General features: G+C 39.9%; 25 protein-coding genes. 20 read left to right on the top strand and 5 right to left on the bottom strand.

Annotated features, from left to right (window positions below):
* Window positions 1-233: 233 nt before the first annotated feature.
* Window positions 234-1,127: a DUF4377 domain-containing protein gene (locus tag B2O97_RS14145; RefSeq protein WP_286767586.1), complete on the bottom strand. Its 894-nt coding sequence runs from the start codon at window positions 1,125-1,127 to the stop codon at window positions 234-236.
* Window positions 1,128-1,166: 39 nt separating this feature from the next.
* Between B2O97_RS14145 and B2O97_RS14140 the strand changes: the two genes are divergently transcribed.
* The 4 genes from B2O97_RS14140 (at window position 1,167) to B2O97_RS14125 (ending at window position 6,244) form a co-directional block, all read left to right on the top strand.
* On the top strand, window positions 1,167-2,066 hold the full coding sequence (locus B2O97_RS14140) for a hypothetical protein (protein WP_286767585.1): 900 nt from the start codon (window positions 1,167-1,169) through the stop codon (window positions 2,064-2,066).
* On the top strand, window positions 2,053-2,979 hold the full coding sequence (locus B2O97_RS14135; RefSeq protein WP_312440718.1) for an alpha/beta hydrolase family protein: 927 nt from the start codon (window positions 2,053-2,055) through the stop codon (window positions 2,977-2,979). The genes B2O97_RS14140 and B2O97_RS14135 overlap by 14 nt, the downstream gene beginning before the upstream one ends.
* 136 nt (window positions 2,980-3,115) lie before the next feature.
* Window positions 3,116-5,440: a TonB-dependent receptor gene (locus tag B2O97_RS14130; RefSeq protein ID WP_070560867.1), complete on the top strand. Its 2,325-nt coding sequence runs from the start codon at window positions 3,116-3,118 to the stop codon at window positions 5,438-5,440.
* A 6-nt stretch (window positions 5,441-5,446) separates the two neighbouring features.
* Window positions 5,447-6,244, top strand: coding sequence for a DUF4249 family protein (locus B2O97_RS14125; RefSeq protein WP_070560865.1), 798 nt, complete (start codon window positions 5,447-5,449; stop codon window positions 6,242-6,244).
* Here the strand turns inward: B2O97_RS14125 and B2O97_RS14120 are convergent.
* Window positions 6,241-6,792: a polysaccharide deacetylase family protein gene (locus B2O97_RS14120; RefSeq protein ID WP_376746068.1), complete on the bottom strand. Its 552-nt coding sequence runs from the start codon at window positions 6,790-6,792 to the stop codon at window positions 6,241-6,243. The genes B2O97_RS14125 and B2O97_RS14120 overlap by 4 nt on opposite strands.
* Window positions 6,793-6,906: 114 nt before the next feature.
* Here B2O97_RS14120 and B2O97_RS14115 point away from each other — a divergent pair, with 114 nt between their 5' ends.
* The 5 genes from B2O97_RS14115 (at window position 6,907) to ispE (ending at window position 12,042) form a co-directional block, all read left to right on the top strand.
* Window positions 6,907-8,286 (top strand): TolC family protein, encoded by a 1,380-nt coding sequence (locus B2O97_RS14115; RefSeq protein ID WP_286767584.1) that lies wholly within the window; start codon window positions 6,907-6,909, stop codon window positions 8,284-8,286.
* A gap of 22 nt (window positions 8,287-8,308) precedes the next feature.
* The gene (locus B2O97_RS14110; protein WP_070560902.1) at window positions 8,309-9,613 is read left to right on the top strand and encodes an efflux RND transporter periplasmic adaptor subunit; all 1,305 of its coding nucleotides are present in this window, start codon (window positions 8,309-8,311) and stop codon (window positions 9,611-9,613) included.
* Between the two features lie 106 nt (window positions 9,614-9,719).
* Window positions 9,720-10,682, top strand: a complete 963-nt coding sequence (locus B2O97_RS14105; protein ID WP_070560859.1) for a helix-hairpin-helix domain-containing protein — start codon at window positions 9,720-9,722, stop codon at window positions 10,680-10,682.
* A complete protein-coding gene (locus tag B2O97_RS14100; RefSeq protein ID WP_046676245.1) occupies window positions 10,669-11,196 on the top strand; it encodes an adenine phosphoribosyltransferase in 528 nt (175 codons plus the stop codon). The genes B2O97_RS14105 and B2O97_RS14100 overlap by 14 nt, the downstream gene beginning before the upstream one ends.
* A 30-nt stretch (window positions 11,197-11,226) precedes the next feature.
* Window positions 11,227-12,042 carry a 4-(cytidine 5'-diphospho)-2-C-methyl-D-erythritol kinase gene (gene ispE, locus B2O97_RS14095; RefSeq protein ID WP_115048527.1) on the top strand — a complete coding sequence of 272 codons (816 nt, stop codon included), beginning with the start codon at window positions 11,227-11,229 and terminating at the stop codon, window positions 12,040-12,042.
* Window positions 12,043-12,116: 74 nt separating this feature from the next.
* Here ispE and B2O97_RS14090 read toward each other — a convergent pair whose 3' ends face one another.
* Window positions 12,117-12,962, bottom strand: a complete 846-nt coding sequence (locus B2O97_RS14090; RefSeq protein ID WP_046676247.1) for an ATP cone domain-containing protein — start codon at window positions 12,960-12,962, stop codon at window positions 12,117-12,119.
* Between the two features lie 135 nt (window positions 12,963-13,097).
* On the opposite strand from B2O97_RS14090, the gene B2O97_RS14085 reads away from it, so the two are divergent.
* Window positions 13,098-13,394 (top strand): YgaP family membrane protein, encoded by a 297-nt coding sequence (locus B2O97_RS14085; RefSeq protein WP_046676248.1) that lies wholly within the window; start codon window positions 13,098-13,100, stop codon window positions 13,392-13,394.
* 76 nt (window positions 13,395-13,470) lie between these two features.
* Here the strand turns inward: B2O97_RS14085 and ychF are convergent, their stop codons facing one another.
* Window positions 13,471-14,571, bottom strand: coding sequence for a redox-regulated ATPase YchF (gene ychF / locus B2O97_RS14080; protein ID WP_070560853.1), 1,101 nt, complete (start codon window positions 14,569-14,571; stop codon window positions 13,471-13,473).
* A gap of 68 nt (window positions 14,572-14,639) precedes the next feature.
* On the opposite strand from ychF, the gene B2O97_RS14075 reads away from it, so the two are divergent.
* The 7 genes from B2O97_RS14075 (at window position 14,640) to trxB (ending at window position 21,589) form a co-directional block, all read left to right on the top strand.
* Entirely contained in the window at window positions 14,640-14,975 is a 336-nt protein-coding gene (locus B2O97_RS14075) for a Rieske (2Fe-2S) protein (protein ID WP_286767583.1), read from the top strand.
* Between the two features lie 88 nt (window positions 14,976-15,063).
* Window positions 15,064-16,068, top strand: a complete 1,005-nt coding sequence (locus B2O97_RS14070; RefSeq protein WP_070560849.1) for an NAD(P)H-dependent glycerol-3-phosphate dehydrogenase — start codon at window positions 15,064-15,066, stop codon at window positions 16,066-16,068.
* A 19-nt stretch (window positions 16,069-16,087) separates the two neighbouring features.
* On the top strand, window positions 16,088-16,984 hold the full coding sequence (gene hemF / locus B2O97_RS14065; protein WP_070560847.1) for an oxygen-dependent coproporphyrinogen oxidase: 897 nt from the start codon (window positions 16,088-16,090) through the stop codon (window positions 16,982-16,984).
* A 20-nt stretch (window positions 16,985-17,004) separates the two neighbouring features.
* Window positions 17,005-18,264 carry a M16 family metallopeptidase gene (locus B2O97_RS14060; protein WP_286767582.1) on the top strand — a complete coding sequence of 420 codons (1,260 nt, stop codon included), beginning with the start codon at window positions 17,005-17,007 and terminating at the stop codon, window positions 18,262-18,264.
* Window positions 18,254-19,576 (top strand): M16 family metallopeptidase, encoded by a 1,323-nt coding sequence (locus B2O97_RS14055; RefSeq protein WP_286767581.1) that lies wholly within the window; start codon window positions 18,254-18,256, stop codon window positions 19,574-19,576. The genes B2O97_RS14060 and B2O97_RS14055 overlap by 11 nt, the downstream gene beginning before the upstream one ends.
* Window positions 19,577-19,647: 71 nt before the next feature.
* On the top strand, window positions 19,648-20,604 hold the full coding sequence (locus tag B2O97_RS14050) for a 3'-5' exonuclease (RefSeq protein WP_070560842.1): 957 nt from the start codon (window positions 19,648-19,650) through the stop codon (window positions 20,602-20,604).
* Window positions 20,605-20,632: 28 nt separating this feature from the next.
* Window positions 20,633-21,589, top strand: a complete 957-nt coding sequence (trxB, locus tag B2O97_RS14045) for a thioredoxin-disulfide reductase (RefSeq protein ID WP_070560840.1) — start codon at window positions 20,633-20,635, stop codon at window positions 21,587-21,589.
* A 45-nt stretch (window positions 21,590-21,634) separates the two neighbouring features.
* Here the strand turns inward: trxB and rnhA are convergent, their stop codons facing one another.
* On the bottom strand, window positions 21,635-22,129 hold the full coding sequence (gene rnhA, locus B2O97_RS14040; protein ID WP_115049557.1) for a ribonuclease HI: 495 nt from the start codon (window positions 22,127-22,129) through the stop codon (window positions 21,635-21,637).
* Between the two features lie 427 nt (window positions 22,130-22,556).
* Between rnhA and B2O97_RS14035 the strand changes: the two genes are divergently transcribed.
* The 3 genes from B2O97_RS14035 (at window position 22,557) to B2O97_RS14025 (ending at window position 25,797) form a co-directional block, all read left to right on the top strand.
* Window positions 22,557-24,395, top strand: a complete 1,839-nt coding sequence (locus tag B2O97_RS14035; protein WP_070560838.1) for an alpha-L-fucosidase — start codon at window positions 22,557-22,559, stop codon at window positions 24,393-24,395.
* A 174-nt stretch (window positions 24,396-24,569) separates the two neighbouring features.
* Window positions 24,570-25,025: a hypothetical protein gene (locus B2O97_RS14030; RefSeq protein ID WP_070560836.1), complete on the top strand. Its 456-nt coding sequence runs from the start codon at window positions 24,570-24,572 to the stop codon at window positions 25,023-25,025.
* An 82-nt stretch (window positions 25,026-25,107) separates the two neighbouring features.
* Window positions 25,108-25,797, top strand: a complete 690-nt coding sequence (locus B2O97_RS14025) for an SIR2 family NAD-dependent protein deacylase (RefSeq protein ID WP_070560834.1) — start codon at window positions 25,108-25,110, stop codon at window positions 25,795-25,797.
* Window positions 25,798-25,815: the final 18 nt, after the last annotated feature.

Genomic DNA, 25,815 nt, shown 5'->3' with positions numbered 1-25,815 from the left:
AGATACAGGATAAATATGGATCGGGATGAGTCAAAATGAATCATTTTTATGCTCATTTATCTCATTATTTTTTGAAATGTTAAAATTTTGTTAAAATAATATTGTGCTTTCGATTGTTTCCGATTTATTTCACATATTTGTTTATGTCATTTCCAAATGGCATAAATACTTTTCATAAAATAGGTTAATAATATGGCTAAGATACCCAAAGTCTCCCAGACTTTGGGTGTTTTTTATTCCCGCTCTAACCCAAAAATCATGACTAGTTTTCTGTCGTTGTATAAATTTAAGGTTTGTTCGGCTATGTCAAATTGAATTTGTTTTTGTTCAAAAATTTGGAAAAAGTCATTTTCGATATTTTGGCCATTGCAGGCACGCATGGTGCTTGCTAGGTGTATAAAGCTGATTTTGTCCCCTTTAATAGTGAAATTTCCCCAAAAATTGTTGCATCCCGTTGTTCCGGTAATCGTGCCATTTCGGGCATCGAACCCGATGCTTGCTTTGCTGTCGGTGACATCCTTTCCATTTAACTGAAGTAAATTCCATTTAAAACGAGCCAGAAATGCGGCCACACTGGGCAGTTCATTTGTACGTTCTTTTGAGACAACTTCAATTAAGCTGTATCTGATGGTGTCTGTATCTTTTTGTTTCGTTTGTTTTACCCGAATGCGGTAACGGTAGCCCTCTTGGTAATCGAAACCTTGAATGGTTGCAGCGAGGTATTCCCATTTATTTTTTTTATCAGATTTTATCTGCAGACACTTCAATTTACCAAGGTTCTGAGCATTTACGTAGTTTTCTCCAACTTCCCATGTGTCCACAGCCGTCTCTTCCGATAATGATTTTGTGATCGTTTTGGCTAAGCTGTATGTTGGACGTGAACCGTTTTGACGTTTGAGGATCTTGATGTCATATTCAAATTTGGGATCATAATCAAATTGGCGTATCTCGGTATTGAATTTCTCCCAATCTTTACTGTTGTAGTACTTGACAAGATAAGGTGGTGTTTGGCGAAGACCGGATTTTACTTTTACACGAAATGAAGAATTCTGCGCGAATAGGCTGTGACAGGGGAATAAGAGTGTTAAAAAAAGGAGTAATGAACTGTATGTGGAAGGCTTCTTCATAATTAGAAAGTAAATATCAATAAAAACGTATCTTTAAACATGAATATTGCACGATTGAATCTGTGCCTGCTGTTTACATTTTCGCTGTTAAGTTTGCAGGTGTACAGCCAAAATAGGAAGGATTATTTTAAAACGCAAATTGCTCTTGGGGAACTGACTGATCCACAATTGAAGGAAGTGTCGGGTATTACACCGGCATATCAGGAGGGTAATCTTTGGGTACACAATGATAGTGGTGACGGTGCAACTATTTATTTAATTGATCGTCAGGCCAAACTACTGAAAAAATTTTCACTTGAAGGAGTCTCTGTCGTCGACTGTGAGGATATCGATCGGGTGAAAATTGGAGATACCTATTTTCTCGTCCTCGCGGACATCGGAAACAACGCCGGGAAAAGAACCTGGACATGCCTGTATGTATTTCCTGAGCCTCAGGCCGATGATCCTGGGCTTATTCCGAAGAAGTCCATTCGGGCTATCTTTCTTAAATTTCCTGGCCAGCAACGGTTAGATGCCGAATCGATTATGATTGATCCAATTGACAACATGTTGTATGTTATATCTAAACGTGAATTTCGATCGACTGTTTATGGCGCCGAAGTATTTACAAATGTTAAACAGCAATATTTCACCTTAAATAGGATAGCAGAGCTGCCATTTACTTTTGCTACGGCTTCTGCTATAGATCAGACAGGTACACAACTGCTTGTAAAGAATATTACCCATATTTTCTATTGGCAGAGAAACCGAAGTGAATCCTGGAAGCAGGTATTGCAACGAAAGCCAGCTATTCTGCCTTATCAGGTAGAGCCGCAGGGGGAAGCAATAGCTTTCGATAGCAATGGAACTGGATTTTATACAATTAGCGAGCGTCCATTTGGTTTAAAATCCTATCTTTATTTCTTTGAAAGAAATCAATACATTTATGATAAACACTAGACCTATTTTCAGTTATTCGATGCATAATTTTCATCAAACCGATCCTATCAAAAGCGGCCTATTTTGTCTGGCCGGTATTAGACAGCTGTTAATTGCATTCACTTTATTTTTATGCACACTCACGAACTCCTACGCTGCAAAAGTGGATACTCTTTCCATTCAGAGCCCGTCCATGGGTAAAGCAATTAAGACAGTCGTAATTCTTCCGCAAAATTACTCGAGCAAAATCAATTATCCCGTCCTTTACCTATTGCATGGTTATTCCGGTAATTATAGCAATTGGGTTAAAAATTCAAGTGTAAGCGCATTGGCAGATCAGTATGGTTATATGGTGGTTTGTCCCGATGGCGGTTTTGGAAGCTGGTATTGGGACATCGCGAACGATAAAAACTACCAATATGAAACCTTTGTGTCCAAAGAGCTGATCGATTATGTAGATCAGCGTTATTCAACGATCAAAGATCGGAGCGGAAGGGCTATTACGGGTTTAAGTATGGGCGGGCATGGCGCGCTCTCGCTGGCCATAAAACATCAGGATAGTTATGGCGCTGCAGGAAGTACGGCCGGTGGGGTAGATTTTAGACCTTTCCCCCTAAATTGGGAAATTAAAGATCGCATAGGGAATTATGCTGATGTATCGCAAGAATGGGATAATCGTGTTGTTATGAATATGGTTCCCAAATTAATCAATAATAAACTTCGCTTAATCATCGATTGCGGTAAGGAAGATTTTTTCTACACGGTGAATGTTGCGCTGCATGATAAATTGATGTACCATAATATAAATCATACCTTTGTTACAAGTGAAGGTGGACACAATTGGGAGTACTGGTCTCGGTCAATTGTTTATCAAATGGCTTTTTTTAAGGGATATTTTGATCAAGCGAAGAAAAGTGAAAAGAAAAATGGATAAATATTTGGCATAAATGAATAAAATGCTATTTTTGTTAAACAGAGACCTTAACTAACAAATTATAAACTTATTATTAAGCCTTACAAATTGTAAGGCTTTTTTATTATTTTCAGCAAAATTTTGACTTCACTTGATTATGTTTAAACCTATAAAGGTTGTTTTTTGTCTTTCTTCCATTTTGTTCTGCGCGCAGCAAGCGTATAGTCAACAGTCTAAATCTATTTCGGGGTTTGTCAGGGACAGTATCAGCGGTGAGAATATTATTGGTGCCGTGATACGAAACGATGCGGAGGAAAAATCCACTGCGTCAAATAAATATGGTTTTTTTAGCTTGTCTGTCCGTGATGGCAGCAAAGGGATAGAAGTATCGTCGGTAGGCTATCGAACAAAAGGATTTTCTGTTTATCTGGATAAGGACTCCACTTATATTATTCAGTTGGTACCTGAGGAAAATCAGCTCGCCGAGGTTACCGTGACCGGAAATAGGCGCAAATCAATAAAGGATCTAACGCCTGGGCTTACGCAGTTTAGCCCTAAAGAAATCGAAAAAGTCCCTGTACTATTTGGAGAAAAAGATATTCTCAAGACCATACAGCTATTTCCAGGAGTAACCAGTGGTGGGGAAGGAAGCAGCAATTTTTATGTGCGTGGTGGTGGTGGCGACCAAAACCTGATTTTGCTGGATGAGGCTCCTGTCTATAACAGTTCCCATCTGTTCGGTTTTTTCTCGACCTTTAATTCCGATGCGATCAAAGACGTTAATTTCTACAAGGGTGGGGTTCCGGCTCAATATGGGGGTAAAATTTCGTCGGTTATGGAAATAACCACCTTGGATGGAAACAATCAGCACTTCAACGTAGAAGGTGGCTTGGGACTTATCGCCTCGCGTCTTAAATTGGAAGGACCTATTCAAAAAGGCAAGAGCTCATTTATGATCTCCGGCAGACGTACTTATGCGGATCTTTTCTTAAAACTTTCAAGTGATGAGAATATTAAGAAGAGTGCGCTCTTTTTTTATGACCTCAATGCAAAGTTTAATTATCGCATCAATGATAAGAATACACTTTACTTGTCTGGATATTTCGGTAAGGATGCAATGGCTTATCATGATTTGTTTGATTTCAATTGGGGAAATGCGACTGGAACCATGCGTTGGAACCATGTCTGGAGCAATAGGTTGTTTAGCAATACAACGTTAATTTTTAGTAAATTCAATTATCAGGTTAAGATTGAGGATGATAATAACTTTAAGATCCGCTCAGATATCTTTAATTACAATTTTAAGCAAGATTTTCAGTACAATCTTTCGGACCGTCACAATCTAAAATTTGGATTGCAGGCAGCCCTGCAGGAAATCCGACCGGCAAGTATCGAAGCGGGGGAAGATTCGAAGGTGAATTCATTGCAAATTCAACATCGTAAGGGTGTTGATGTTGCTGCATATCTAACCGATGACTGGTCAGTTACCGACCGTTTAAAATTAAACTTTGGACTGAGAGCATCCGCTTACGCAGCATTGGGACCGGGAACATTTTATACTTTCGATCCTGCTGGCGAGGCCGTGGATTCTACCTATGTAGGAAATGGCAAGTTGGGTAAAAAGTACGTCTATCTGGAGCCTCGCATTTCCTTAAACTACGCGATCAATGATTTGACAACGGTAAAGGCTTCGTTTAATACCAATGTTCAGTATTTGCATCAACTGAGTAATACGACCAGCAGCCTTCCTACCGATCAATATGTACTGAGCAATAATACAATTAAGCCGCAGTTATCCAATCAGTATTCGCTGGGTTACTTTCGGAATTTTGCATCCAACAGATATGAATTCTCTGTTGAAGGTTATTATCGAGATTTAAAGAACCAGATTGACTATAGGAATGGCGCCGATCTACAGGCAAATGAATTGCTGGAAGGGGAATTGCTGTTTGGAAAAGGTAGAGCGTACGGCATTGAATGGTTTCTGAAAAAGAGACTGGGGCGATTTAGCGGCTGGCTGAGTTATACTTTATCCAAAAGTGAGCGCCAATTTGAACAGATCAATGATGGTGCGTGGTTTAGTGCGCGGCAGGATAAAACCCATAATATAGCCATTGTGGCGCAGTATCAGTTAAATCCGAAGTGGAATTTGAGCGCCAATTTTGTCTACTATACAGGTGACGCCGTAACGATGCCCGCGGGGAAATATTTTGTTGACGATCGTACGATCTTCTATTACGATAAAAGAAATGGGCAGCGGATGCCAGCTTATCACCGCCTGGATTTGGCAGCAACTTATGATATTAAGCGAACAAAGAATAGCTACTCGAGCTTGTCGTTTGGTCTCTACAATGCCTATAACCGAAAAAATGCCTATTTGATCGACTTTAGAGAAAAAGAAGGACAATCCAATGTCACCGAGATTTATCGGATAGCATTATTTGGAGCGATACCATCGATTACGTGGAATTTTAAATTTTAGCAAAGTATGAAGAAGATATTAGGAGTTATAGCTGTTGCATTATTTACTTTAGGGAGCTGCGAAGACAAAATAGAATTGGAACTGCCCGAAAATACAGGTCAATTGGTTATCACCGCAGATTTGATGGTTTCGGATCAACAGCATGAGATTAGTATACAGCAGGTTGTAAGTATTAAAGACTCGCTGTTTTCTCCGATAACAGATGCAGAAGTGATCGTTAAGAATATGCAAAATAATCGCACTTATACGTTTCAAGCGGGGGCTGACGGGCTGTATACCAATAAGACATTACGGTTACAGGAAAAGGTCACTTACCAGTTGCAGGTAAAGACCGCTGATGGAAGGGAGATCCAAGGGGTATCAAAGGTTCCCAGCTATGTGGATGTGGATTCTATAGGGCTTTCACAGCGCATTATTTTTACTGATACCATTTATTATCCAACTCTCGTATTTGTTGACCCCCCGGAAAAAGGGAATTATTATAAGTATAAGATGTCGGTGAATGGAGGTAAACTACGTTTTATTGATGTCTTTAACGATAAGTATAACAATGGCTTAGAGGTGCAGCATGATATTGTCGACCGCGATAGAGATTTGAAAGTTGGTGATCGTGTGCGTATCCTACGTCAATGTATCGATGTAGGCGCCTACAATTACTGGAATAGTTTTCAAATGATTAATCCTGGTTCGGCTTCGCCATCTAATCCGATTTCAAATTTAAGCAACAATGCATTGGGGTATTTCAGTGTCAGTGTAGGTAAATATTATGAATCTGAGGTGACGTTTGCTAGAAGTAAACCTTAATCTATTCTCGAAAGCTGATAGTTATTTTTTAATAGAAATTCTATTGTTTTAGGGAGAACATATTCGACACGGGGAATGGCTTTGATATTATCATGAAAAATAATAACAGAGCCATTTTTAATGTTGGGCAAAACGTTTTCGAGGCATTTCTGGGGACTTAAATTCGGATCAAAATCACCCGACATAATATCCCACATGATCACACGGTATTTTTTATAGAGTTGACGGAGTTGGGATTTTGTTGCTCGGGCATAAGGCGGGCGAAAAAGATCGGTTTGGGTCAGTTCCTGGCATTTTGCAACATTTGCCAAATACTGCTCATCATTTGTCTCCCAGCCTTTGAGGTGATTGTAAGTATGGTTGCCCACCTGATGTCCTTCCGCTAAAATTCGTTGAAACAAATGTGGATTTTTTTTAATATTTTCACCAACACAAAAAAATGTTGCCTTCACCTGATATTTTTTTAGGATATCGAGTATAAAAGGTGTAATTTCAGGAATTGGACCATCGTCAAAAGTAAGATAGACTTTTTTTTCATGACGTGGCATGTTCCATATTGATTTGGGATATAGCCATCTAAGGAAAAATGGAGATTTGACAAAATACATAACCGATAAATGAAGTTCAAATCTAAAAAAAAATGTATGGTTCTACATATGGACATGAAAAGATTTTATTATTCTGCAGTAGTATTTACTGGGTTATTTCTTGGAACTAATGTTTTAGTTCAAGCCCAACAGGTTGTGGGGGTGGCCGAGGCCATTCGTATGACATTGGAACGGAACGTACAGATAAAGCAAGCGGCCCTGAACAAAGATCTTGCTGAGCAGGACCTGTTTCAGGCAAAAAGTAATTTGTTGCCAAACCTGAGTGCTACTGTGGATCAAAGTTTCCGTTATGGTTTTGGTTTCGATTTAACTTCTGGACGAATCGTTAATAACACTTGGACAAAAGGAACCAGTGGCTCCGTGGGATCTATTGTCAACTTATTTCAGGGTTTTCAGCAGGTCAATCAGATCAAAGCGAATAAATTGCAACTGGAGTCTACAGCGACTCAGGTAGATAAGATCAAGAATGATCTCGTGCTCAATGTGTTGGTGAATTATTTGGAAGCAATAACCAATCATGAGATGATGGTTGCCAGTGAAGATCAGATTGCTTTATCAAAGCAACAATTTTCTTTGGACTCCATCCAATTTGCAGTTGGTAATAAAACAATTGCCGATCTTGCTAAGTCAAAAAATCAGGTTGCCACAAATGAACTGAACAAAGTTAATCTAAAAAATTCATACGAAATGTCTTTGTTGACCTTGAAGCAGTTGATGGAAATGCCTCCTGAAACCGTTATTTCTTTGGAACGCCCGAGTCTGGAAGCCATATTGGTTCATGCAGTGGATAAGAATGCCGTGGATGTTTACCAAAAAGCGCTCACCTTACAGCCCGATATTCACAAATCTGCATTGGATAAAGAGGTGGCATTGAAACAAATCGATATCGCGAAGGGAGGCTATTATCCTACACTCAATCTGAATGTGAGTTATGGAACGAATTACTCCTCTGCAACGACAAGACAAACCGATCCCTTAGATCCTGCAACTCTTTTTAGAGTGCCCTTTGGCCAGCAAGTATCGGATAATAAGTCATTTTTCACAGGTTTATCTCTTGCTATTCCTATTTTTTCGAGAAATCAGAATAAAGTGAATGTGGCCAAGGCAAAGATTGGTTTGAAACAGGCGGAGGCATCCGAGCAGTTGGCAAAAAATAACTTAAACAAGGCCGTTAATCAGGCTGTATTGGATGTGAATGCGGCCAAACAACGCTATAGCTCGGCTACTGTAGCATTTGAAAGTGCTGAAACAGCATTCAAGGCAACAAAGGAGCGTTATGATATTGGTATGGCGAATTCACTGGAATTGTTTACAGCTCAAACAGAACGAAATAAGGCCGAATTTGACCTTATTCAAGCAAAATATAACGTAATATTCAGATCGAAGATCATCGATTATTACCTTGGAAATCCAATTCAATTCGATAACAATTAATCTATTTGAACTAACAAAAGAAATGGCAAAGAAAAAACGTAGCATTGGAAAAATTATACTGATCATCGTAGTGCTCTTGGTGGTCCTTGGCTTCATAGGTTTTAAAGCTGGCTGGTTTGGAAAGGGAGAGATTACTAAAGTCGCTGTGGATGTCGTAAAGGAGGCCGATGTCGATGAATTAGTTTCTGCGAGTGGGAAGATTCAGCCTGAGGTGGAGGTTAAGTTGAGTTCGGAGGTATCTGGAGAGGTTGTTGAGCTTAACATTAAAGAAGGTGATTTTGTTAAAAAAGGACAGGTGCTCTGTCGCATCAAACCTGATATTTTGCAGTCTGGTTATGATCGTTCGGTTGCGGCAATGAATTCACAGCGGGCCAATCTCGCAGCTGCACAACAGCAATTAAAACAACAAGAAGAAAACTTCAAAAATGTTGCCGCTACCTATAAACGGAATCAGGAGCTTTTCGAAAAACGTGTTATTTCTGCTTCAGAAATGGATAAAAGTTCTGCCGAATATTTTGCTGCACAGGCTTCTATCCAAGCACAAAGGGAAACGGTACGTTCGACAAAATATGGCATTGACCAATCACAAGCGTCAGTAAAAGAAGCACAGGATAATTTGAATCGGACGACAATCTATGCGCCCTCAGATGGTATCATCTCGCTCTTGTCTATCGAAAAGGGAGAGCGTGTTGTTGGAACGGCGCAGATGGCAGGTACAGAAATTATGCGTATAGCCAATATGAGCTCGATGGAGGTTAATGTCGATGTAAATGAAAATGATATTAATAATGTAAGGGTAGGGAATCAAGCTGAGATCGAAGTCGATGCTTTTAAGGATAGGAAGTTTAAAGGTGTTGTGACGGAAATTGCTAGCTCGTCTAAAAATATAGCAACAACAACGACGACGACATCATCGACAGATCAGGTAACAAATTTTAATGTAAAAGTGCGCATCAGTGCAGAATCGTATCAGGACTTGATGAAAGAGAACGTTGCATCGCCATTTAAGCCAGGGCTTTCAGCAACCGTTCAGATATTTACAAAACATGATAAAGGGCTGGTTGTTCCGATTCAATCGGTAACTGTGCGTTCTGATGATAAAGATTCTACCAATACAAATAAGAAAGTGGAGGAGTATGTATTTGTCCTAAAAGATAAAACTGTTAAGCAGGTGTTGGTAAAGACCGGTATTCAGGATGATAAAAATATCATCGTTACCTCAGGGCTGAAAAAAGGGGATGAAGTGGTCTCTCGGCCATTTGATGCTATTTCAAAAACTTTAAAGGATGGTAGCCAAGTTGAAAAAGTGGACAAGTCAAAGTTATAAATCTCTTTGTAGATAATAATTAATAAAAAGGGAATTGTTTTTAATAATTCCCTTTTTATTTTCCTTATAATTTATTAAATTTAGATATCCCAATTTTTAGCGGCTTATGAAGAGGCTATTGGCTTATTTTAAATTTAATAAAACAGAACAAAATGGGTTTTTCATTATTTTGGTAATCATTGTGTTGTTTGTGACGATCTATGCTTTGATTAAAAGCAATACGCGCGATCCAATTCCCAATCAGGCCAAATTATTTGAACAATCCTTTCATGACTCTCTTGAGGTCTCTGGTCCGGTAAACAAACAGGAGGTCGAGGCAACCTATTCGACTAAAGACAAAAGTGCGGGGGCAATATCTGAACATTCGGTTTTGGAAGAGACCAAACTATTCTATTTTGATCCAAACAATTTACCACACGCTGATTGGCATAAGTTGGGGCTTTCTGATAAACAGATTGCGGTCCTGAAAAACTATGAAAAAAAAGGTGGAAGGTTTAGAGTAAAAACCGATCTGAAGAAAATTTACTCGATCAATGGCCGACTTTACAACAGATTAGAGCCCTACATTCAAATCAAAACAATGCCTGATTCAGCGCGAACAAAACAACAAAATAAAGCGCCTTTGCTTTACGATAAGTTTGAAAGAAATAAAGCCGAGCTTATCGATATTAATACCTGTGATACCACAGCATTAATCAGTCTTAAAGGGATAGGTTCGGTTCTATCCAAACGCATTTTGAAATATAAAGAGGTTCTTGGTGGGTTCTACCGCATAGAACAATTAAAGGAGGTTTATGGAGTTACAGCCGAGACCTATGACCAGATTAAAGACTATATTGTTGTAGCCAATTTAGATGGAATCAAAAAAATCAATATTAATAAGCTTGATGCAAATTCATTGGCCAAACATCCGTATCTTAGCCCTAAAGATGCGAAACTAATCGTCAATTATAGGGATCAGCATGGAAGTTATGTCAATATTGAGGACTTGACAAAAATAGGAACACTTTCAGATCTTGCGATTGCGAAGATTGCGCCTTATTTAATATTTGAGAATGATTCAAGATAAATTGAAACTGGAAATCCGGGATATTGTGGATTTTCCTAAACCTGGTATTGTCTTTAAAGATATTACCCCTTTGTTGAAAGATGCGGCATTGTGTAGCGAAATGGTTGATGCGATTATTGATCAATTGCAAGGCATAGAGATAGATGCTATTGCTGGAATTGAGAGTCGGGGTTTTCTATTTGGATTTTTACTTGCCAATAGGCTGGGCTTGCCTTTTATTCCAATCCGAAAACAAGGTAAATTGCCTTTTAAAACCGTATCTGAATCCTATGCACTGGAATACGGCCAGGCAACCATTGAAATCCATGAAGATGCTTTTGAAAAAGGAAGCCGTATATTGGTTCACGACGACCTTTTAGCGACAGGGGGTACCGTCGTTGCCGCCAGTAAACTTATTGAACGACTTGGTGGGGAGATTGTCGCCTACAGTTTTATTATCTCTTTGGATTTCCTTAAAGCGAAAGGACGGTTATCTAGGTTCAGTGATAATATCTTTTCATTGGTAAGTTATTAATTTTGAAATATACGATTTAGAGCAATTCACATGATACTTTTTGCAAACGCTAAACTAAATATTGGGCTGCAAGTCATTGCCAAGCGTACGGATGGTTATCATGAACTGAATAGCGTTTTCTATCCACTTCCGATTTACGATATTATCGAATTATTGGAAACGACTGCTGCGGAGACAACACTAAACATTCAAGGGGAACGTATCCCAGGGAATCTCCATGATAACCTTTGTATAAGAGCTTTTGAATTGTTGAAAAAAGATTATGGCATTCCACCCGTTTCCATTGATTTGGTCAAACAAATTCCGATTGGAGCAGGATTAGGCGGCGGTTCTGCGGACGCGTCTTTTGTTTTGAAAGGACTTAATACGCTCTTTCAATTGAATCTTACTGAAGAGCAGCTGGCGGGATACGCCGCAAAGCTAGGTGCCGATTGTCCTTTTTTTATCGCAAATAATCCTGTTTTTGCAACAGGTATTGGGACAGATTTTAAAGACTTAAATCTAAATCTGGATGGCTACCATCTTGTGGTAATTATGCCTAATATTCATATTTCTACGGCTGAGGCTTTTGCTGCTGTGCAACCTAAGGCACCCGAAGTTAATTTGGAAGAAGCGATTCGTTTGCCCATCCAAGAGTGGAAGTTTCATATTCGAAATGATTTTGAGGATGGTATTTTCGAAAGTTACCCCTTGTTGAAAGAAATCAAAGAAACTTTATATCAAAAAGGAGCAATTTACGCTTCTATGTCAGGGTCCGGAGCAGCCATTTATGGTATATTTTGGGAAAAGACAGATTTAAACGAACTTGCGAAATATGGCAAGATCTATCATCCGACCAAGCTTTAGAAGTAATATCGACTACTGAAAAAGGTGTTATGTATAGCTGTCCAAACAGGTATACATAACACCTTTTTTTATAATTAATATTCTTCTTCCACCTGATAGTTGATGAGTTCGCGAGCCTCGTTTAAGACCTTTTCTTTCCGTTCTTTTGTTAAGTTTAGGAGATCCAATTTCTCGGGATTACTCACGATATCTTTTACCAAAATAAGTTGATTTTTGAGCAGTTGCTGTTCCTCAAGGTCGGAAAGAGTTGTGAGACAAGTGACCGGATAGAAAACAGCTTTGTCTACTCTCTTTTTGATGCTATTTTCTTTTGGATAATCCCAAGAAAGCAAGTTGATATGATAGTATTTGGCAAAATCAATCGAGTCGGAGGTGAAGTATGCATTGGTAATCAGCCAGCCTTCTTGAAACTGCAGCTGTTTTCCAAAAAACTGATAATTGATATTGCTGATATCTTTGAATCTTGAAAGATAATACATGGGCGTCGTTACGGATATTTTTGCGTCAATATCGTTTCGAAATTTGCATTCGGCGGTGATCAGTTTACCGTCCTTATAGGCTACAACATCCAATTCATGGGAAACGGCATGTCCCTGTACGGTCTGTCCGGTGGTGCTTTCATATCCGATGGATCGCAGAAGGTGGGCAATGTATTTTTCGAAGTAGAAACCTTCGGGGCCAAGTTCACGCAGGGCTTTCTTAAGGCTGTAGCGAGCGGCGTAAGAATTTCGCACAGTTTTTAACGTATCAAAGGCCAGCTGATAGAGTTCTCTTGTTGAAATCCCATCATATATTTCGTTGAGTACCTTATCGTAGACCTGATTGACCTGGTCAGCATTGGCACCGGAACGAGAAAGCGAATGACGAAGCGATTCACCATTAAAGGGTACCAATTCACCAGAATATTTTTTGATTTGCATGTATCTCTAATTTGTTAAATACGAATATAAGAGATGTCGTCGGAGAAACAACATAAAAAACTATTATTCTATTCCTAAACTTTTTTAGGACACCATTTGTTTATAACATGTACGATAAATAAAATGGAGATAATTATGAGTAACCTACTAAACTTTGCATTTGATAAGATAAAAACAAAGATCGAAGACGATTGTATCGAAGAAAATATTGGCACCTCTGAGCGTGTTCTGTCGGTGATTGCCGGCGGATTCATATTGGGCTTGGGTGTTAAAAAACTTTTTAAATCACCACTGACTGGATTATCAGGATTGACCCTTGGCGGAGCGCTGATCTATCGCGGCGTAACTGGTCATTGTGATGTTAAGAAAGTGCTGGAAGATAAGGATATCAAAAAAGTAGAGGTGATTGAACACCGCTATTTTGTTAAATAACACAAAAAAAAGAGGCCAGTACATTTCATGTACTGGCCTCTTTTTTGTATTTATCTGTTTGAACAGGTGGGAATGATTATACATTAAAACGGAAGTGCATGATATCGCCATCTTGGACAATATATGTTTTTCCTTCCACCGATAACTTTCCAGCTTCTTTTACCGCATTTTCGGAGCCAAGTGAGACAAAATCGTCATACTTGATTACTTCAGCGCGGATAAACCCTTTTTCGAAATCTGTGTGGATTACACCTGCAGCCTGAGGGGCTGTAAATCCGTTCTCAATCGTCCAAGCGCGAACTTCCTGTACACCAGCGGTAAAATAAGTCGCCAAATTTAAAAGCGAATATGCAGCGCGGATGAGCTTATGTACGCCAGATTCTTCAAGACCCAAGTCGTCTAAAAACATCTTTCGTTCTTCGTAGCTTTCCAGTTGTGCGATTTCAGATTCGATCTGTGCTGAGATAATCAATACCTCGGCTTTTTCATCCTTTACAGCTTCCTTAACACGTTCTACGTAAGCGTTACCTGTATTAACAGAACCTTCATCTACATTACATACATAAAGTACAGGTTTAGCCGTTAACAAGGCTAAATCCTGGATAAACTCAAAATCTTCAGCTTCAATTGCTGCTGTACGGGCGGATTTTCCAGCTTCAAGATGATCTTTGACGATTGATAGGATGTCAAACGTTCTTTTTGCATCTTTATCGCCGCCTGTTTTAGCCATTTTTTCTACCTTCTGGATACGTTTTACTACAGTGTCCAAATCTTTAAGCTGCAATTCGGTGTCAATGATTTCTTTATCTCTGATTGGATCTACCGAACCATCTACGTGGATCACGTTCCCATCGTCAAAACATCTTAAAACGTGAATAATAGCATTTGTTGTACGAATATTTCCTAAGAATTGATTGCCTAAGCCTTCACCTTTTGAAGCTCCTTTCACAAGACCGGCGATATCGACAATCTCGATGGTGTTTGGAACAATTCGTTGCGGGTTGACTAATTCAGCTAATTTATTGAGACGGGCATCCGGTACGGTAATTACCCCAACATTTGGTTCAATTGTACAAAATGGAAAGTTAGCCGCTTGCGCTTTCGCGTTCGACAAACAGTTAAATAATGTTGATTTACCGACGTTTGGTAAACCTACGATACCGCATTGTAAAGCCATATATAGTGCAAATTTTTGAAATTGCACAAAGATAGAAAATTCACTGTAATTTTTAGCTATCTTGTCGAATGGTTCATTGGTACAAAATTGAACATGCCGATTTTCTTAAAAATCAGGGCATCAGCGAACATAAATTTGGTGGAAAAATTATTTGTATTACCTGGTACGAAGACCAACTCTATGCTTTCTCGCCTAAATGTCCATACGCTGGGGCACCATTGAAAAATGGCTGGTGTGAACGTGGCAAAGTAATCTGTCCTTTTCATCGCCATGAATTCGATCTGGTGTCGGGAAGAGGTAATCCCGAACAGCATGATTTTATTCGCGTTTACCCCATAAAATTCGAAAACAACGATTATTATGTTGGCTTGGAATTAGGCTTCTGGGAGCGTTTATTTGCTTAAAAAGTAACGAAAGTATCATATCTCACCGCGTGAATCGTATATCTCGTTAGTAAATAAGTATATTTGCTGTCGAAAACAAATTAAAGACATGCAGGGGAAAAAGATTGGTATAATTGGTAGCGGAAGTTGGGCTACTGCTATGATCAAGATGCTATGTGAAAATGACCAAGACAAGCATATTTTTTGGTGGGTAAGAAAGGAAGAGGATGCAGAATATATTCAAAAATTCAAACATAACCCGACTTACCTGAGCAGTGTTTCGGTTGATCTTAGTATTACGACGATTGATACCGATGCTAAAAATGTAATTACTAATTCAGATATTGTCATTTTAAATACGCCTGCGGCCTATTTGAAGGATGCACTGGCCAATGTGACGAAGGAAGATTTTAGAAATAAAATTGTTGTTTCAGCCATCAAGGGGATTATTCCCAAAGATAATTTGATTATCGGTGAGTTTTTGGAGCAACGCTATGAGGTCGATATTGAACAGATCTGTGTGGTTGGTGGTCCCTGCCATGCGGAGGAAGTTGCCTTAGGCAAATTGTCGTATTTAACTTTCGGCTGTAAGAACCTGGATAGTGCAGCATTGGTTGCTTCCTTTCTGTCGTCAAGGGTTATCAAGACGATTCTTTCGGAAGATGTACTCGGAATAGAATTTGGTGCAGTATTGAAAAACATCTATGCGTTAGCTGGAGGTATCTGTCACGGCTTAGGTTACGGTGATAATTTTCAGGCTGTGCTGGTCTCCAATGCAATTCGCGAAATGCGTCGTTTTGTAGGTAAAGTAGATGGTGATACGTCAAGGGATGTGAATACTTCGGCTTATTTAGGGGATCTTTTGGTAACAGCCTATTCCCAATTTAGCCGAAATAGAACCTTTGGTAATATGATCGGAAAGGGCTACAGTGTACAATCTGCGCAGTTGGAAATGAATATGGTGGCTGAAGGGTATTACGCATCGGCATGTATTCAAGAGTATGCGAAAAAATATGCGGTGGAATTGCCAATATGCGATGCCGTGCATCAAATTTTGTATGAACACCTCCCTGCATCTAAAATTATTCAAGCATTGAGCGAAAAATTAACATAATAAAGTAGCAATAGAGTAGATGATAACAAAAGAAGCGATTGCTTTAGCTTATAAAGAAATTCAGGACGAAATATGTCAGGCGCTGGAGAAATTAGACGGATCGGCACGCTTTGAAGAAGAATTGTGGGAGCGTGAAGGCGGCGGTGGCGGTCGCACCAGGATCATTCAAAATGGTCAAATTTTTGAAAAAGGAGGCGTTAACTTTTCGTCTGTGTATGGCAAATTACCTGAAGCGATCAAAAAGTCATTTGCGGTGGAAGAAGATGATTTTTTTGCGACAGGAGTTTCCATTGTAATCCATCCAAACAATCCCTTCGTACCTATTATACACATGAATATCCGCTATTTTGAACTGAACGATCAGATTCGTTGGTTTGGCGGCGGTATTGATTTAACTCCGCATTATATCGATGAAGAGGATGCGCGTTATTTTCATCAGCAGCTGAAAGATGTCTGTGATAGACATGATTCTACCTACTATGAAAAGTTTAAAAATTGGGCGGATGATTATTTTTATATCAGACATCGCCAGGAAACACGTGGCATAGGAGGTGTATTTTACGATAAGTTGAATACTGAAAAAACGGGGGTGAGCATGGAAGATATTTTTGCTTTTTCCTGTGACCTTGGACGCACGTTTGCACCAACCTACACTGCATTGGTGGAGAAAAATCGACATAAAACCTTTACAGATCAACAGAAAAATTGGCAATTGATCCGTCGCGGACGCTATGTCGAATTTAACCTCGTATGGGATTCGGGGACTAAATTTGGACTTGAAACGAATGGTCGGATTGAGTCCATATTGATGAGTCTACCAGCCCAAGCCAATTGGGTATATGACTATCGTCCTGAAGAAGGCTCCGAAGAAGCCAAAACCTTATCTTTATTGCGAAAAGGTATTAACTGGATTTAAAAACATCGAAGAAAAAATAGATGGTTTCTTATCAAAAATTTACGTTGGAAAACGGCCTACGTGTATTGGTACACGAGGATCATAATACAGCCATGGCCTGCGTCAATATCTTGTACGATGTGGGAGCAAGGGATGAATCGCCGGAACAGACCGGATTTGCGCACTTATTTGAACACCTGATGTTTGGTGGAAGTATCAATATTCCTAATTTCGATACCGAATTACAAAAAGTGGGTGGCGAGAATAATGCATTCACCAGCAACGATATTACAAATTATTACATCACTTTACCCTCTTCAAATCTAGAAACGGCATTGTGGTTGGAGTCGGACCGGATGTTAAGTTTGGCTTTTTCCGAACAAAGCCTCGAAGTGCAGCGGAATGTCGTGAGTGAAGAATTCAAACAGCGTTATTTGAATCAGCCTTATGGTGACTCTTGGCTAAAATTACGTCCATTAGCCTATCAGGTACATCCGTATCGTTGGGCAACCATCGGAAAAGAACTGAGCCATATTGAAGAGGCTACAATGGAAGATGTTAAAGCATTTTTCAAATTACATTATAATCCGCAGAGTGCAATTATGGTTGTTTCTGGAGATGTTCATTTTGAGGAAGTAAAAGCTTTGACTGAAAAATGGTTTGGCGATATCGAGGCGGGCGAAAAATACAATCGCCAATTGCCTAAAGAACCCGCGCAAGATAAGATTAGGCGTGAAACGACTTGGGCAGAGGTGCCTTTGGATGCGCTTTATATGGCATTTCATGGCCCTGCTCGATTGGAAGAGGGGTATTTTGCAATGGATCTTCTGTCGGACATTTTATCGAGGGGCTCTTCTTCACGTTTGTATCGTCGATTGGTAAAAGAGGGGCAGTTATTTAGTGAAATAAATGCTTATGTGATGGGAAGTATCGACAATAACCTCTTTGTTATTGAAGGAAAACCATCGGAAGGCATCTCGCTAGAGGAAGCTGAACGTGCGGTGTGGGCAGAATTGGAGGTCATAAAATCCGAGTTAGTACCTGCAGCTGAATTGGAAAAAGTAAAGAATAAGATCGAATCGACCAATGTTTTTGCAGAACTATCTATTTTGGATAAAGCCATGAACTTGGCTTTCCATGAGTTGCTGGGTGATGCAAACGGCATCAACACAGAGGTCTCAAAATATTTGTCGGTGAGTGCTGAGGAAGTTCAACAGCAAGCTCAGGTTATTTTTAGACCGGAGAATGCTTCTATATTAATGTATAAATCAAAACAAGAGGAGGCTGTACATGTTGGATAGAACAAAAGCACCCGAGTTCCGTGAAATTGGAAATATAAGTTTGAAAGAACCAATCAAGAAGCAGTTTGCAAACGGATTGCCTGTCTATGTATTCCATTCGCCCGAGCAGGAGCTGGTACGGATAGAATGGATCTTTGAGAATACCTATCTTGACGGTGCGGCTGAAAATCCGTTGTTAAATAGTACTTTAAGTGCATTGCTTAAGGAGGGGACAAAGACCATGTCGAGTGCAGAGATTGCAGATAAAGTGGATTTCTACGGAGCATTTCTTGTTCCTGAATATTCTTTTGACGTAACGTCTCTGTCGCTTTATACATTGAATAGACATAGTCAAGTACTCTTGCCGCTTGTAAAAGATATTCTGACGGAAGCATCGATTCCGCAACAGGAGTTAGATACCTATTTGCGTAATAACAAGCAAAAGTTTCAAGTTTCTATTCAGAAAAATGATTATCTGGCGAGACGCAAATTTTACAATTTGATCTTTGGTGAGAACAATCGTTATGGGCGTACACCAAAACTAACAGATTACGATGCAATTACGCGTGCGCAGCTGATCGAATTGTACCGTAGGGAAATTGTTCCTACCAATTGTACATTAATTGTTTCAGGTAATGTTTCTGAAGAGCTTTTGCAGGAGTTGGAGCAAATCTTCGGTGTCGATTGGCAAGGAGCAGCTGCTGTATCTCCTTCGGAAGTCCCAGTTTTGGTGCAAGGTTCAAATAACCTGGCTTATGAGGAAAAAGATAATGCCTTGCAGTCTGCCATTCGGTTAGGCTGTCAGACAATCGGAAGGGAACATCCCGATTATCCGGCATTACAATTTGTCAACACATTATTAGGTGGTTTTTTCGGTTCCCGCCTAATGCGCAATATCCGAGAAGAAAAAGGGTATACCTATAGCATTGGTTCGGCTGTTGCTACCTTGAAACATACTGGTTTTATGACCATTGTAACTGAAGTTGGGGTAGATGTAACACAGGCCACGTTGACTGAAATAGAAAAGGAGATCAATTTGTTGAAAACAACTTTGGCCTCCGAGGATGAGGTCAATCTTGTGAAGACCTATATGGAAGGTTCTATGTTGGGTTCGTTGGAAAGTATCTTTTCGCATGCCGACAAGTTCAAAAGTGTTTTGTTAAATGGGATGACATTGAACTATTATTCTTATTATATGGAACAGATCAGAAATATGTCGCCCGAGAAGGTGCAGCATCTTGCCAATAAATACTTGGACTACGATGCCATGGTGAAGGTTGTTGTTGGGAAAATCAGTCAAGTAGAACCAGTTCATCAAGCGGTTGTAAATTAAATTTCTTAGACTACAAAAATCGAATACTACTTTGTATTTTTGGTTTTTGATAAAAAAGTGTATTATCCAGCATGGAATTAAAATTAAAAAGACCATTGGTATTTTTCGATTTGGAAACTACAGGTGTTAATGTAGCGACCGATCGTATTGTGGAAGTATCATTTCTGAAAGTGATGCCCAGTGGTGAAGAAACAGTCTATACAAAGAAGATCAATCCAGAAGTGCCTATCCCTGCGGAATCCTCTTTTTTTCACGGCATTTATGATGAAGATGTGAAGGATGCTCCTAATTTTAAAGCAATCGCAGTGGAACTTGCGGCTTTTATTGCCGATGGAGATCTCGCGGGCTATAATTCCAATAAATTCGATGTCCCAATGCTTATGGAAGAGTTTTTACGGGCAGGTGTTGATTTTTCATTGGAGGGTAGAGCATTTGTGGATGTTCAAAATATCTTCCATCAGATGGAACAACGTACGCTGAAAGCTGCATACAAGTTTTATTGCAACGAAGATCTTGAAAATGCGCATACAGCGGAAGCGGATGTTCGTGCCACATATGAGGTCTTGAAAGCGCAGCTGACAAAATATGAAGGCGCTGCATTCGAAGATAAACATGGGACAGTATCTTATCCTGTCGTAAACGATGTTGAGGCGCTACATACGTTTACCAACCTAAGTAAACCTGTAGATTTTGCCGGACGGCTCGTCTATAATGCGGAGGGATTGGAAACGATCAATTTTGGTAAACATAAAGGAAGACCTGTTATAGAAGTATTTGAGCAAGAGCCCAGTTACTACGCTTGGATGCAGAATGGTGATTTTCCATTGTATACCAAGAAGGTCTTGGAGAATATCTGGAATCGGTATAAAAAGGAAAAGAGTGAGCAAAAGGCAAAAGCAGCTGCAGCCACCCATTCTGTAGAAGATAAAAAACTTGCGAAAAAGGAATTCAATCAACAAAAAGAAGAAGCGCCGCAGAACATTTCTTTGGATATGTTGAAAGGATTGCAAGATAAATTTAAAAAATAACGTTAATTAATAGCTTAGAAAAAGGATTATGGAATTCAAACAAGAAGTGGAACATGTACAGTGTTTGATTATTGGTTCGGGACCAGCAGGTTATACTGCCGCGATTTATGCAGCCCGTGCGGATATGAAACCAGTCGTTTATACCGGTATTGTGCCAGGGGGACAGTTGACTCAAACAACTGAGGTGGACAATTTCCCTGGTTATCCAAAAGGTATCACTGGACCAGTGATGATGGAAGATTTGCGTGAGCAAGCTGAACGTTTCGGAACTTCAGTGCGTTTTGGATATGTGACTAAAGTGGATTTTACAGGTGAGGTACACCGTGTTGAGATCGATGGAACGGTACAAGTTACCGCAGATACTGTGATTATTGCGACAGGAGCCACAGCAAAATGGTTAGGCTTGGAATCTGAACAAAAATACAATGGTTTTGGTGTTTCAGCATGTGCTGTATGTGATGGGTTCTTCTTTAAAAACCAAGAGGTTGCTATTGTAGGTGCTGGGGATACAGCGGCAGAAGAAGCAACGTATCTTGCAAAATTATGCTCAAAAGTACATATGTTGGTTCGCCGTGACGAGTTTCGTGCTTCTAAAGCAATGGTACATCGCGTTATGAATACACCAAATATCGAAGTTCACTACAATTCTGAGGCAAAAGAAGTCCTAGGAGATGGTCAGGTGGTGACCGGAATACGTGTTGTAAACAATAAAGACCAGTCTGAAAATGATATCGAAGTAACAGGTTTCTTCGTTGCTATTGGGCATAAGCCTAATACCGAGCTTTTCACAGGTGTATTGGATATGGATGAAACAGGTTATTTAATTACAAAACCAGATAGTACTGCAACAAATATCCCGGGTGTTTTTGCTTGTGGTGATGTTCAGGATAACATCTTCCGTCAGGCAATCACTGCTGCAGGTACAGGTTGTATGGCAGCTTTGGAAGCTGAAAGATACTTAGCAGCTAAGGAAAGCGGCGAATAATCGCATGGAAATAATAAAAACGGGGCATTGTACAATGCCCCGTTTTTATTTACCTTCTTCCATTTCAAAAACACTATCGATTTTCCAATTTGCCTTATCTTTGGATGCTGCGACAGCTAAACGATCACAGCGCTCATTTAACGGATGCCCAGCATGGCCTTTTACCCATACAAGGCGTACGGTATGGAGCTTATAGGCGCTCATTAAGCGCAACCAAAGATCTTTGTTCTTTTTTCCCGCAAAACCTTTTTGTATCCAACCATATACCCATTTCTTATCAATGGCGTCAATGACGTATTTGGAGTCAGAATACACGGTAACATGTTGTTGTAGATTTTTCAGTGCCTCGAGGCCGACGATCACAGCCATCAATTCCATCCTGTTGTTAGTCGTTTTGCGGTAACCGCCTGAAAACTCTTTTTCGATCAGTTTACCTTTAAAGGCTTCATTATCGCCTGTATAAATAGTTCTTAAGATGGTTCCGTAACCTCCAGGGCCCGGATTTCCACTTGAAGCCCCATCTGTATATAATTCGATCATACCGGCCAAATATACATGAAGTTTTTGTAAGCACATACAAACAGGTAAAAATGATCAAGACTAGTCCATATTTTGATGCTCGAAGTAGAAGAATTTTAACACTGCGACATGTTCAATCAATTCAACGATAGGGCATAGTGCTACAAGCATCAAAATTCATAGGTATTTAAGACTGACTTTATAGGTGTTTAAAAGGGACTTTACACGGCTTTATCCGAATGAGGTCCGAATGAGGTCCCTATAAAGTCCCTATGAGGTCCGTTTAAATAATAGGAATATTCCCTGCGTGTTTTTAGTTTGAGCGAGAGAAAATACAATGTTAGATTTCAATTGCTCTCCAACGTAATTTATCCCTTACATAGTTGGATTGTGCTGATTTATGTGTATTTTGCCCGCTTAAACTGTTATGTAATCGATAAAATAGCTTATGAAGTTTCGAAAGATTTCTCTTTTTGTTCTTTTGGCGTCCGCGTGCTTAAACGTTTCAGCGCAGAACAATGTATCACCGCAAAAAATGGATTGGTTTGAGGATGCCAAACTGGGTATTTTTATTCACTGGGGGATTTATTCTGTCGATGGAATATCAGAATCTTGGTCATTCTTCAATAATTACATCAACCATGACAATTATATCAAGCAACTGAATGGTTTTACAGCAAAGGATTATAGACCGAAGGAATGGGCCAAATTGATCAAAGAAGCCGGTGCGAAATACACGGTGATTACGACCAAACACCATGACGGGATCTCGATGTGGAATACGAAGGCTGATAAAGCGATCACGACATTACAAGACGCAGCTGCCAAACAGGATGTAATCACACCATTTGTGAAAGCCATACAAGAAGAAGGCTTGCATACTGGACTGTATTATTCTTTGCCCGATTGGAGCCATCCTTATTACGATGTTTTTACGCGCAATCGAAAACGTTATGAATTGAAAAGTGAGCCTTCTCGTTGGGATAATTATGTAAAATATTACCAGAAGCAATTGACTGAGCTATCCGAACAGTATAAGCCCGAATTACTTTGGTTTGACGGGGATTGGGAGCATAGTGCCGAGGAGTGGAAAGCTAAAGAGACCTTGAATCTTTTGCGGAAGTATAATCCGAATATTATTATAAACTCGCGATTGAATCATCATGGAGATTACGATACACCTGAGCAAGGGATTCCAGTAACCCGGCCTGATGCTAAATTTTGGGAACTCTGTTATACCATGAATGATTCTTGGGGCTATCAACCCTTTGATAAAAAGTACAAATCACCGAATATGATCATTCGAACGTTGGTAGATTGTATTTCCATGGGTGGAAACCTATTGTTGGATATCGGTCCAAAGGCAGATGGAACGATCCCTGAGGAACAATTAAATATTTTGAAACAGCTGGGGCGATGGACACATAAGCATGCAGCTGCGATCTACGGTACAAGAGCCGGTATTCCTTTTGTGAACTACGGCGGGAAATCTGCTTTATCAAAGGACGGAAAGACACTTTACCTGTATGTATACGAACAGAAACCCGAATTGCAGCTCAGAGGTTTGGTCAATCATACAGCCATTAAAGAAGTCTCAGTTGTTGGTGATGCATCCGCGAAAGTGAACGTTAAGTCTGAAAACGGAACCGTTCAAGTCGATTTGACGAAAGTAAACTTTGATCAGGATGTGACTGTGATTGCACTAACCTTTGCGGAGGTGCTTCGTTGGACTGCACCGCAAGATACTGAAGTTACGTTGAAATCTGTACTGGATAATAAGTTGACAGGTCGTGCTTTAGGTCAGATCGCTTCAACACTGCATGCCGGAAAAAATATCTTTGATAATTCCGGATTGACCGTGGATGGCTTAGAGACCAAATTGCCAAGTAGTAATGCGACTAATCCAACGGTATTAAAGTGGATTAAGGATCATGCCGAAGCACTTTATGAGACTGGAAAAGGCTTACCTGAAGGACATTATGAAGGACTAAGCGCGCTCTCTAAAGATCGCCAGACATTGTATCTGTTTGTCGAGGGAAAACCTACGGGTCCTATTGCACTAAAAGGTGTTAAAAATGGAGTCGCCAGGATCCGCGTGGTCGGTGAGGGCTCCATGATAAATCATGAGATTTTCAATAAGCTTTATTGGAGTAGCATCCCGGGTATTATCTACATTCAGGCACCAGCAGAGCGCTTGGATAAAAATATGACAGTTATTGCTGTTTTGTTGGATGCGCCAATACAACTATATCGCGAGAAAGTGGGCGCTATCGAAAATAACCTTTAAGAGGTCGAATAGCAATTAGCGTTGAAAAAAAGCCTGGGATAACAAAATATCCTGGGCTTTTTTGCGAGATATAAACTATGCTGATTTATTAATTCTGATCCATTTTCTTTCGGTATTCGGTGCATTTTCTCCTGAATTGTGGCGCAAAAGCATTTTTTATTATAACTTAGGCCTATGAATCCAATCAAAGCTGTTTTGATCCCAATTTTTGTTCTTCTTTGTGTTTGTTGTTCTTCCGGTGACGGAAGTAAATCCGAGCGATTGCGGGCAGATTCGTTAGTGAATGAAGTGGTCAATGGAAGGTTAGCTCTAGCAACATTAGCAGAGTCAAATGAATTTATGTATTTCAATGATAAATACTTTCATGAACCGGCGGATTTAAAGGTCATTCCGAAATTTGATAAGGTACAGATTCAAGTTGTTACTTATCGGATTTATCAGCATGTCAAATTAAAAAATAATCGCTATGTGTTCAACGTGCAGAAAGCCAGTGAACTGCATATACCAAATAGCGCTTTTGTGTATTACCAACGTTCTTTTGATGATATGAACCGTAAGGCAGCCTTGAGTAAAGATTCGATCCGACTCGAGCTGCCGGATAATTATGCATCTTTGTTGATAAATGAATGATCTAGATCAGGCCTACAGACATGATGAAGGTCATATCAAAAGTCAATCTTAACTATACAATGGTGCAACAAATAGATTTAAGATGGAAAAGAAAAATATCGTTGTATTGACGGGGGCCGGTATTTCGGCTGAAAGCGGTATACCTACCTTTAGGGATGCCAATGGATTGTGGGAAGGACATGACGTCATGGAAGTTGCTTCCATTGAAGGTTGGCATAAAAATCCAGCCTTGGTGCAGGAGTTTTATAATCTGAGACGGAAAGCCGCTTTGGTCGCACAGGCAAATGCGGCTCATCATGCGCTGGTAAAATTGGAATCAGCATACCGGGTGAGTATTGTGACGCAGAATGTAGATCTACTACATGAACAGGCAGGTTCATCCCATATCGTTCATTTGCACGGACGCCTGGATCAGTCGAAGTCATCTGTCGATGACCGTTTGGTGTATCCCATTGTTGGTGATGAGATCAAAATGGGTGATCTTTGTGAGAAGGGTAGTCAGCTGAGGCCAAATATAGTCTGGTTTGGAGAGGCTGTGCCGGCCATTGAGGAAGCGATAAGCCTGGTTTCGAAGGCCGATATTTTGATTATTGTGGGGACCTCCCTACAGGTTTATCCCGCTGCGGGACTTAAAGAATTTGCGCCTAGTCACTGTAAATCGTTTTTAATTGACAAAAAGATTCCTCATGACAACGCTTTACGTAATATACAGTGTATTGAAGAATCGGCGACCATAGCTGTTCCTGAACTGGTAGAACAATTACTTAATTAAATGTTATATAGTCGTTTA

Source organism: Sphingobacterium sp. UBA865 (assembly GCF_002295765.1).
Lineage (GTDB): Bacteria > Bacteroidota > Bacteroidia > Sphingobacteriales > Sphingobacteriaceae > Sphingobacterium > Sphingobacterium multivorum.
This window is presented reverse-complemented; position numbering and strand designations above follow the sequence as displayed.